The following is an 8,795-nucleotide window of genomic DNA, read 5'->3' on the forward strand; positions in this document are numbered from 1 at the left end:
AGTTCAAGAAATTGGACAAACTGACCGAACACCAAATGACAGATATCATTAAAGACCAAAATCTAATTGAAATATTAGAGATGATTGAAGATGAAGAAAAGTCAGAAGGGAAGCAATAAAGCAAAAGAAATATTAGAGCTTATTGGTTTTGATGAAATCACCGAACTTCCTATAAAGGATTTACTGGCTGGTTTTGATATTATCTATATCGAGGAAGTACTAAATGGTTCAGATGGTATAATCATTAGAGGCAAATCAAAAACTATTATTAAGGTAGATGCAAACATTTCTACACTTCAACGCAAACGATTTGTAGCTGCACACGAGTTAGGTCATTTTTTTCTACACGATAAATTAGAATTCCATTTAGACGATGAGAAAACATTAAGCTGGAACAGGTTAGAGGAAGTTCACAAAAGAGGAAAACAAGAAATAGAAGCAAATGATTTTGCAGGCGAGCTTTTAATGCCGGAAAAAGCTTTCAAAGACTTTGTTTCGGGTAAGTCATTCGAGCCTGATTTAATCAAGGAAATAAGTGAGCGGTTTAATACCAGTTTAACATCTGTCATTTTCAGAATGTTAACCCTAAACATTGCACCATTTTTTGTGGTTTTTATAATAGATGGTATTGTTCGTTATTGGCGAAAGACAGAGGATTTTAAGTGTTATACAAACGATATTACCAAAATACCACCACCTCAATTTTCTGTAGCGAAGGAATATATTGATGAAAACTACGATTTCATATATTCAGGTTCAGAAAAAGCTCAATCGATTGACAAGTCAACTTGGTTTAAACTAAATGACTGGGAAGACGATGTTGAATTTTATGAGTATTGTATTCCTACCAAGCATTATAAAACCATTATTAGTGTAATCTGGGAAGCTTAAATTCTTGCCCGCCGAGAGAACCTTTTCATTCAAGTTATTTGATTATGTTGTCCCAAAAAAAGCATATATTTGGGACAAATTAAAAATATTGAAGTCTATAAAAGAGAAAATAAGGGACGAAATTCAACTTGGAAAAAAGGGTAAGGTAGTAATGCCATCAGATTTTGAACTAAAGTATGGAGTAGAAAACACCAAGAAATCTTTATTGCGACTTACAAATGAGGGTTTTTTGGAACGTTTGGCACGTGGTATTTACCTATATCCTAAAAGAGACGAATTATTAGGGGTGCTATATCCAGACATAGAAACTATCGCAGAGGAAATAGCACTTCGCGATAATGCCCGTATAATTCCAACCGGAATACAGGCTTTGAACTTACTTGGGCTTTCAACACAAGTTCCGTTGAATGCGGTTTTTTTAACGGACGGTTCGCCACGAACGATTAAGATTGGTAAGCGAAAAATAAAATTCAAAAAAGCCAGCCCGAAAAATTTAGCTGCCAAGGGTAGGTTGAGTGGTCTTGCAATACAGGCTTTAAAAGAGATTGGAAAAGAAAAGGTAACGAAAGAAGAAATTACCAAAATTAAAGAACAGTTAAAAAAGGAAGACCCTGAAAACATATACCAAGATATGAAGCTGGCACCTTCGTGGATAGCTGATATTTTTGGGGATTTACTAATGTACTATTATGAGTGAGTTTTTAAACCTGACCAACGAACAGAAAACAAGAATATTTACACAAGCTGGTGTAAAAGCCAACCTTCCTGCATTTGCAGTAGAAAAAGACTGGTGGGTCACAGAAATGCTTCGCATCGTTTTTTCGTTGCCTTACGCAGAAGCATTTGTGTTTAAAGGTGGCACATCTTTAAGTAAGGGCTATGACCTAATAAATCGATTTTCAGAAGATATTGACTTGGCCATTGACCGTGCTTATTTTGATATGGAAGGGGAATTATCTCGTTCACAGATAAAAAAACTTCGTAAAAAAAGTGCCAAGTTCATTAGTACAGAGCTACTGGCTGATATAGCACAAGCAATTAAAAATAGCAAGCTACCCATTTCTTCAATAGGCGTTGAGCCTTTTGAGGATTCTGATACAGACCCTTTGCGGATTTATGTTATCTATGAACCATTAACAAGACAGAGCGAATATATAGAGCCAAGGGTACTCTTAGAAATCAGTTGCAGGTCACTTCGGGAACCCTGTGAGGACGTTCCTATTCGTTCCATTGTTGATAGAGAGTTTGAGTCCGCAGATTTTGCAAATCCAACTTTTGATGTGAGAACGGTAGAACCACAGCGTACATTCTTAGAGAAGATTTTTCTGTTACACGAAGAATGGCAAAAGGAAAACATAAGGGTTGATAGGCTAAGCCGACACTTATACGATTTAGAAAAGTTGATGGACAGCGGCCACGCAGAGAAAGCCTTAAAAGAGGGTAAACTATTTTATCATATAGCAGAACATCGAAGTACCTTTTCGCCATTAAGAGGAATTGACTATTCCAATCATATACCAAGCTCGATTAATATAGTGCCACCAGATTCGGTAATAGAAGATTATGCAAATGACTATAATGTTATGAAAGAAAGTATGTTTACAGGGGAATCCCTCTCTTGGGATGATATTCTGAAACGTCTTATTGCACTACAAGAAAGAATTAGAGCGTTGGATTGGTGATTTTAAATCAATAATCCATTCATTATAAATTCCAATAATTACCACTTTATTACAATAGTGGTAATTATTGGAATTTTAATTTTACAATCTATTTTAGCACATTTCCCTTCATTCTCTTGGGGATAGCCCCAAGAGAATGAAAAATAATAATTTTAAACAAGTTTTGGAAAATTAAGCAGTTCTAATCGAGGGAAGCTCACACTATAAGTGCAACCATCATAGATTTTTATAATCCTCGATTTTGTTTTACTGTTAATTTCCTTATTGAGTTTACATAGAAAAGCTTCACATATACTTTTGGATTGTTAAAGTATGGAGGATTTCCTTAGCTTTTCTCCTTCATTAACTCCAACTATAAACTGCACCTGATCAATTGAGCGCCAAATATTTTCTCTCAAATAAAAGCCATATCTTAAATTTGCTTGATAATATTGCTCATAAATATTCAGCAATCCATTAGAATCCATATTTATTTTCTTTTATCATGACTACCTTTCTCAAAAGCAATCAAATTAAAGAGTTCCCGCATTCTACTGCGAACACGGTTTCCGTAGCGTTCCTCCAATTCTTCAGCATTTAGGTTGGTGGTGGCGTGGGTTTTAATTTTATGTTTGGTTTGTTGGTAAAGTTCATAACGGGATAACAGCACTTCGCCCATTACGTTCAGATCCTTCCCATAAAACCGTCCTGGGGGTTCAATGCCCAAATCATCAAAACAGAAAAACTTAGTATTCCCGTATTCTTCAATGGTCTTAAAACCAAGGTGATTAAAGCTAAAGGTCACGTTTCTGCAAGGTATTATCTCGTACGGGCGTTGTAGCGGTACTATATGGCGTAATAATTTCATCAAACTGGTTTTTCCACAGCCTACGGGACCTGAAAGTAGAATTCCCTTGTCGATATCAATGCCATAGGTCTTACAATTTTCTTTATCCTTGATAAAATAGGAACAGAGCTTGAGTAGAATATCCTTATCCTCATCATAAATCCTGAATTTTTCCCCGAAAAGTAGTTTGCCCTTGACATTCAAGTAAATCAAGATTTTAGGGAAATCGTATCGCACACTTTTGCCATCAAACTCCCCAAGCGAATATTCCACAGCACCTTCGGTTATTTTAGAGGGGTTGTCCATAATCCTTATTTTTAGTGGTTCGCAGGTTGTCCTGTTTTTGGGATGCTTCTTTTTTGTTTGGTTTGTTTTCCTGTTCAAACGATTCAGTTCTATCCATCCAGTTGATGGCCAATGCTTGCCAATCGCGAATCGCTTTTCCGTCACTCGTTTTCCAATCGTTGGCTTCGTAATGGGCGAAGAATTTTTTTCCTTCATCAGCATCAAACCCATTTTCTTTAAAAAAAATAATAACAGCCTGCCTGCCCTTTGGCTGTTTGGTATTATTTACTTGTTTGGTATTGTTTATAGTAGATACCAATGCTTGTCCATTAAAGGGACGGTGCTGGTACACTACTGGTTCACGAATGGGATGGTACTGTTCCGCAAGTTGTTCCAATATGGGATTGTACTGTCCTGTAACCGGTTCATCACTTGTCCCGATTATGGACATCTTGATTTTACTGCCTTTGTATGGGTTATTGGAGGGAAAATAGGAGAGGTAGCTCCAAACATCCAAATCGGTCACACATCTGTGGTAGGTAGATTTTGAACCTATTTTAGCCACACGCATAAGGTCACGTCGGTTCACGTAAAATTCATCTGCAAAACGGCTGCTGTTCCATTCCTGGAACAATGCCATATACAGGCTGATATGGGTAGGATTTAGGCGGTCGTCAAAAAAGAACTTTTCAAAAGCCGCATTAAGTAGCTTTATATAGTTCATCACCTATAAATTTAGCCCGTGATGGACACGGTTTGCATCCATTACATTTTGAATTTCAGCTGCATCATAGTAGATAATACCACCCACTTTCGTGTAAGGAAGCGTTCCGTTGATACGAAGGTTTTGTAATGTTCCTGGGCTTACCTGGAGCAAGTCCATTACTTCCGAAGATTTAAGATATTTCTTGATGTTTCCGGAAGCTTGTTTAGTGAGAAGTTTTTTGATGTCATCGAGCAATTCCATTTTAAATTCCCGAAGATCGTCTGTAGTAATAATAGCTGTTGGCATAATAGAACGGTTTTAATAGAAAGGGACTATCGTATCGCTGTCAACTAATTTGATAGCCCCTGACCTGATTTAACTTTCGTTCTACAAATTTGAAATGGTTTATTGGGTTTTATTCACAAGTTGCACCCAAGTTGGGTGCAGTTTTAACATATTGATTATTAGTATTGTTTGGTTGATTTTGGTAGCTTGAAAACTGAAAATACCATCTAGAATCCTTTAAGATTTATTACCTAAGCAAACACCCAAGTTGGGTTCAACTTGGGTGTTTGTTCCGGAAAGATTATCGCTGATGTATTAGTCATCTGCTTCCCTGATTTTTTTGATGAGACTTGTTTTCAATAAATCCAAAAATCTAGCGAAATTCTCTTTACGTCCACGTATTTCCAGAAAACTACGATAGTAATTCCCCAAGTCAACATCAAGAATCTTTTCAAAAGCGGTGGCCAAATCTTTGATATCTCCTTTTACTGCTCCAGAGGCTATTAGTGCATAAACAAGTTCGATTAAATCAATTTTATTGGATGTCCAAGTGAGATTGAGGCTTTCCAATAATTTTTCATTATTGGAAATTTTTCTTGTTGATTTTTTCAAGTCATTTAATTCATTAATGTAATGATTCAGCAGTAAATCATATGCTAATATTTTTGCAACGGCATTGTCATGGCTTGTTGAAAATTCAGCATCTGTATAAAAATGAGACGTGTCGGATAGTAGCCCTATGTTATCATTACCACGTAAAAAATAAAACTCATCCAAAAATGTGGCATTCTGTCTGTAGTATTTAATGAACTCGCTGTTGTAGTAGTAATATTCTTGTAGCTTCTTGATTTCAGTGTCCAAGTAGGAACGCTTCGATTTATCTGTGCCTCTTGGCTTTTGCATTAAATACTTGTAAAGTTTGGCATAAAACTTAAGTTGTCCGTAGATAAATGGTTTTTGCTTTTTGAAAAATAATATTTCATTTTCTTTATTGATGAAATTTCTTTTGCGTAGTACAACCCTTAGTTGCTGTAGATATTTTCGAGATATTTTAATGCCCTTTTCAACATTTGAAAATTCATTCAGGCTTTTCTCGTTGACTTCATCGAGAGCTAACTTATATTCATCAAGTATGTGTTGTATTTCATTTGTCACTAAAATCTAGTTTTGTATCAAGCCAACTACATCTTTCTGAGTTTGCACAACTTCAAATCATATCAAAAATATTATAAAAGGATTCCGAATATATTCCTTGTGATATTCCTGTTTAATGTAGAAAAGATATAGAAGAAAAATCTTTAGCTTTTTTTAAAACCTAATATAACTCAGTTCATAAAAAGCCATATTTTTTTATTTCATTTGATAAAAAGTTGTTTTGATGAGTTGTTGTTTTATATGTCAATCTAACATGAATACTTTATGAACATGGAACTATATGTAGCATCCAATTGTCAATTGAAATGGGACCACTCCCATTAATAATAATTACAAGTAACATTGAGAGCAACATAATAAAATATTCAATTCCCTCTCCTTTCTTTTTACCATTCCAGTTCATTGTCCAACCATCGGTTAAATGAAATAAAATAGCACCTGAAAATATTATAAAATTAGAAAGAGCGGCAATCCTTCCGAAAAAGCCTAAGATTAATGCTATGCTCCCTAAAGACTGACCAAGTATAATTAACCATGCTATAATTTTTGGTATTTTCTTTTTTGCAAATAATGCTAACGACTCTTTCATTCCTTTACCGCCACCAAAATCATCAAACCAACCTAAAAGCTTTTGCATACCATATGGGAAGATAATTATGCCTGCTATAATTCTTAAAAAAGTATATACATAATTTTCGTCTGTTTGAAGTAATTCTTGAATCATAATTATTTGATTTATAAATAATAACACACATACTTGTGAGTTGTCATTTAAAGTAATTGAGTTGGAGGAATACCATATTGATTTTTAAAAGCAAAAGAGAAATGAGATAGGTCTTCGAATCCTACTTCTAAATATATTTCAGTTGGTTTCTTCTTTTTTTCAGTTAATTGATAATGTGCTAATTCTAATCGCTTTTTAGTTAGCCATTTTTGAGGCCTTGTATTGAACAACTTCTTAAAATCCCTATTAAAGGTTGACAAGCTACGACCTGTTAAGTAGCCTAGTTTCTCCATTGGCATATTAAACATGAAATTTCTTTCCATGAAATTAATTAAATCGACTTTTCCAGGGTTATCAAAATGTGCCAATACATTATCAACACCTTTATCAATCTCTCTTAATATACTTATAGCCTCTTCTATTTTCAATGTTGCGATGTTTTCTGGAAACTTTCCCTCCAAATCAAAATAGGGCATTACTGAAGCTAAACAACTTTCTAATAAAGGGTGTTTACTAAAGCTGTAAATTTTTTGCTCTAGTGTTGTTTTTTGTCTAACATCAATTTTTTCGTAGAATTTTTTAAGTCGCTCTGTAGATAAGTGCATAACCACTGTTTTGTGAGGTTGACCATTTTTAGGATAATTAATTATAGTGGCCAGTTGATTTCTAGGAATCAAAAAAATATCCCCTGTTTTAAAATAATACGTTTTATCTGCTTGTATGATTTTAGTTTCACCAGAAATGAACCAAATTAACATGTGATCATCAAACATTAAGTCTGATTTAAACAATTTGTCATCATAACTGGAAAGTTTTATTTCTTTTGTTAAGTATTTTGAAATATGTTCCATTTGTTAAAATTATTTATCTTAAATTTTAATTAGTCTTACAACTTGTTAATTCAAAGATAGTTATCTCCGGAGGCATCCCAACACGTCCTGGATAACCAAGGTAACCAAACCCGCGATTCACATACAACTGCTGGTTTTCTTTTTTATATAAACCGGCCCATTGTTTGTATGTTAATTGAGATGGTGAATATGATTTATCGCCAATATTAATGCCAAATTGAGAACCATGTGTATGACCACTAAAAGTTACATCAATATCTTTAAATTTACTGTTAACTTCTTTGTCCCAATGTGTTGGGTCATGACTTAATAAAAACTTTACTGCTGCGTCATCTGTTTGTTTAATTGCTTTTGATAGATTACCATTATTTAAAAAAAGAGATTCATTTGCAGAAATGTTTTCAACCCCAATGACTGCCAATTTTTCACCTCCCAAAGTAATTATTCGATTTTCATCTAACAACAAATCATATCCCATTGATTTATGTGCGCGTTTTATATCTTCAAAATTTTGTGATTTTGCTTGGGCATTCGGAAATTTAAGGTAAACTCCATAGTCGTGATTTCCGAGAGTACTATATACATCCAATGGAGCTTTTATTTGGTTAAAAATATTTACATATTCTTTTTACTTCGCTAGCTCTATCATTTACCAAATCTCCTGTAAAGAAAACCATTTCTGGTTTTTCTTTTAATAACATTTCTACACCCCCTTTAACTGCTGTTTTATTAAAAAAAGATCCTGAATGTATATCAGAAATTTGTGCTATGGTCATACCTTCAAAAGGTTTTGGAAGATCTTTTATTTTAAGACGTATCCGACGTATCCTATAATCATGAGCGCCCGAAAGTATGCCCCAGGTTAAAGCACCTGCAGGAATTGCAGCAGCAAACAAGGCTGTTTTCATTAAAAACTCTGATCTACTTATGGTACTACTACTTTCTTTTATACTCTCTGCTATTTCTTTATTTGGAATTATTTTTTCCTTTGACCAATTGAAAAAACGTAAAACATCATCCATAAAAATAAATAATACAGAAAGTAACTTTGAACAATATGTTATAAATAGCCCAGAAAGAATTAATGTTCGTAGTTTCACACCAAGTATATCTGGGTTAACAAAATTATATGCCCATAAACCCACCAGTATTAGTGTAGTGAATCCCCAAAATACCCATTTTACATTCTCTTGTGTTTGGCTACTACTATTTTGAAGTACCACTTTTATCGCCTGCCAAACATACCAGTCGATAAGCAACAAAACACATGTGAGAATTGGTATTACAATAAATTTACTTGCAGTCATTCCTTGATTATTTATTATTTAAGATAGAAGGGAGTATTTTTAAGTTGTTTTACTCCCTTCTTTAAATATTTATTGTTTAAATA

Annotated in this window: 12 protein-coding genes; 3 read left to right on the top strand and 9 right to left on the bottom strand. The window is 34.2% G+C overall.

Translation table 11 applies throughout. The features are described 5' to 3' along the window. Positions 1 to 90 precede the first annotated feature (90 nt). The 3 genes from ACN0QX_RS14325 to ACN0QX_RS14335 all read left to right on the top strand — a co-directional run bounded on the left by ACN0QX_RS14325 (position 91) and on the right by ACN0QX_RS14335 (position 2,573). Positions 91 to 891: an ImmA/IrrE family metallo-endopeptidase gene (locus ACN0QX_RS14325; protein ID WP_417197926.1), complete on the top strand. Its 801-nt coding sequence runs from the start codon at positions 91 to 93 to the stop codon at positions 889 to 891. An 88-nt stretch (positions 892 to 979) separates the two neighbouring features. After that, positions 980 to 1,588: a DUF6088 family protein gene (locus tag ACN0QX_RS14330; RefSeq protein WP_417197928.1), complete on the top strand. Its 609-nt coding sequence runs from the start codon at positions 980 to 982 to the stop codon at positions 1,586 to 1,588. Continuing rightward, positions 1,581 to 2,573, top strand: coding sequence for a nucleotidyl transferase AbiEii/AbiGii toxin family protein (locus tag ACN0QX_RS14335; protein WP_417197930.1), 993 nt, complete (start codon positions 1,581 to 1,583; stop codon positions 2,571 to 2,573). The genes ACN0QX_RS14330 and ACN0QX_RS14335 overlap by 8 nt, the downstream gene beginning before the upstream one ends. A 305-nt stretch (positions 2,574 to 2,878) precedes the next feature. Here the strand turns inward: ACN0QX_RS14335 and ACN0QX_RS14340 are convergent, their stop codons facing one another. The 9 genes from ACN0QX_RS14340 to ACN0QX_RS14380 all read right to left on the bottom strand — a co-directional run bounded on the left by ACN0QX_RS14340 (position 2,879) and on the right by ACN0QX_RS14380 (position 8,712). After that, entirely contained in the window at positions 2,879 to 3,040 is a 162-nt protein-coding gene (locus ACN0QX_RS14340; RefSeq protein WP_417197932.1) for a hypothetical protein, read from the bottom strand. 2 nt (positions 3,041 to 3,042) lie between these two features. After that, positions 3,043 to 3,705, bottom strand: a complete 663-nt coding sequence (locus ACN0QX_RS14345) for an ATPase (RefSeq protein WP_417197934.1) — start codon at positions 3,703 to 3,705, stop codon at positions 3,043 to 3,045. Next, positions 3,689 to 4,408 carry a hypothetical protein gene (locus tag ACN0QX_RS14350; RefSeq protein WP_417197936.1) on the bottom strand — a complete coding sequence of 240 codons (720 nt, stop codon included), beginning with the start codon at positions 4,406 to 4,408 and terminating at the stop codon, positions 3,689 to 3,691. The genes ACN0QX_RS14345 and ACN0QX_RS14350 overlap by 17 nt, the downstream gene beginning before the upstream one ends. A gap of 3 nt (positions 4,409 to 4,411) precedes the next feature. Then, positions 4,412 to 4,696 (bottom strand): helix-turn-helix domain-containing protein, encoded by a 285-nt coding sequence (locus tag ACN0QX_RS14355; RefSeq protein ID WP_417197938.1) that lies wholly within the window; start codon positions 4,694 to 4,696, stop codon positions 4,412 to 4,414. Positions 4,697 to 4,990: 294 nt separating this feature from the next. Continuing rightward, a complete protein-coding gene (locus ACN0QX_RS14360) occupies positions 4,991 to 5,830 on the bottom strand; it encodes an RteC domain-containing protein (protein ID WP_417197940.1) in 840 nt (279 codons plus the stop codon). A 262-nt stretch (positions 5,831 to 6,092) separates the two neighbouring features. Continuing rightward, on the bottom strand, positions 6,093 to 6,554 hold the full coding sequence (locus tag ACN0QX_RS14365; protein ID WP_417197942.1) for a DoxX family protein: 462 nt from the start codon (positions 6,552 to 6,554) through the stop codon (positions 6,093 to 6,095). Positions 6,555 to 6,601: 47 nt separating this feature from the next. Further along, complete coding sequence (locus tag ACN0QX_RS14370) at positions 6,602 to 7,405, bottom strand: helix-turn-helix domain-containing protein (RefSeq protein ID WP_417197944.1); 804 nt, start codon at positions 7,403 to 7,405, stop codon at positions 6,602 to 6,604. Positions 7,406 to 7,430: 25 nt separating this feature from the next. Beyond that, the gene (locus ACN0QX_RS14375; RefSeq protein WP_417197946.1) at positions 7,431 to 7,994 is read right to left on the bottom strand and encodes a metallophosphoesterase; all 564 of its coding nucleotides are present in this window, start codon (positions 7,992 to 7,994) and stop codon (positions 7,431 to 7,433) included. 16 nt (positions 7,995 to 8,010) lie between these two features. Beyond that, on the bottom strand, positions 8,011 to 8,712 hold the full coding sequence (locus ACN0QX_RS14380; protein WP_417197948.1) for a hypothetical protein: 702 nt from the start codon (positions 8,710 to 8,712) through the stop codon (positions 8,011 to 8,013). Between the last annotated feature and the right edge of the window lie 83 nt (positions 8,713 to 8,795).

It is taken from the genome of Bizionia sp., from assembly GCF_048259285.1.
Lineage (GTDB): Bacteria > Bacteroidota > Bacteroidia > Flavobacteriales > Flavobacteriaceae > Algorimicrobium > Algorimicrobium hallyeonense.

What these genes read in the sequence shown, in the direction of transcription:
- ACN0QX_RS14365 (WP_417197942.1), bottom strand. Translation starts at nt 6,554, where the DNA reads ATGATTCAAGAATTACTTCAAACAGACGAAAATTATGTATATACTTTT.
- ACN0QX_RS14355 (WP_417197938.1), bottom strand. Translation starts at nt 4,696, where the DNA reads ATGCCAACAGCTATTATTACTACAGACGATCTTCGGGAATTTAAAATG.
- ACN0QX_RS14350 (WP_417197936.1), bottom strand. Translation starts at nt 4,408, where the DNA reads ATGAACTATATAAAGCTACTTAATGCGGCTTTTGAAAAGTTCTTTTTT.
- ACN0QX_RS14380 (WP_417197948.1), bottom strand. Translation starts at nt 8,712, where the DNA reads ATGACTGCAAGTAAATTTATTGTAATACCAATTCTCACATGTGTTTTG.
- ACN0QX_RS14325 (WP_417197926.1), top strand. Translation starts at nt 91, where the DNA reads ATGAAGAAAAGTCAGAAGGGAAGCAATAAAGCAAAAGAAATATTAGAG.
- ACN0QX_RS14345 (WP_417197934.1), bottom strand. Translation starts at nt 3,705, where the DNA reads ATGGACAACCCCTCTAAAATAACCGAAGGTGCTGTGGAATATTCGCTT.
- ACN0QX_RS14340 (WP_417197932.1), bottom strand. Translation starts at nt 3,040, where the DNA reads ATGGATTCTAATGGATTGCTGAATATTTATGAGCAATATTATCAAGCA.
- ACN0QX_RS14335 (WP_417197930.1), top strand. Translation starts at nt 1,581, where the DNA reads ATGAGTGAGTTTTTAAACCTGACCAACGAACAGAAAACAAGAATATTT.
- ACN0QX_RS14370 (WP_417197944.1), bottom strand. Translation starts at nt 7,405, where the DNA reads ATGGAACATATTTCAAAATACTTAACAAAAGAAATAAAACTTTCCAGT.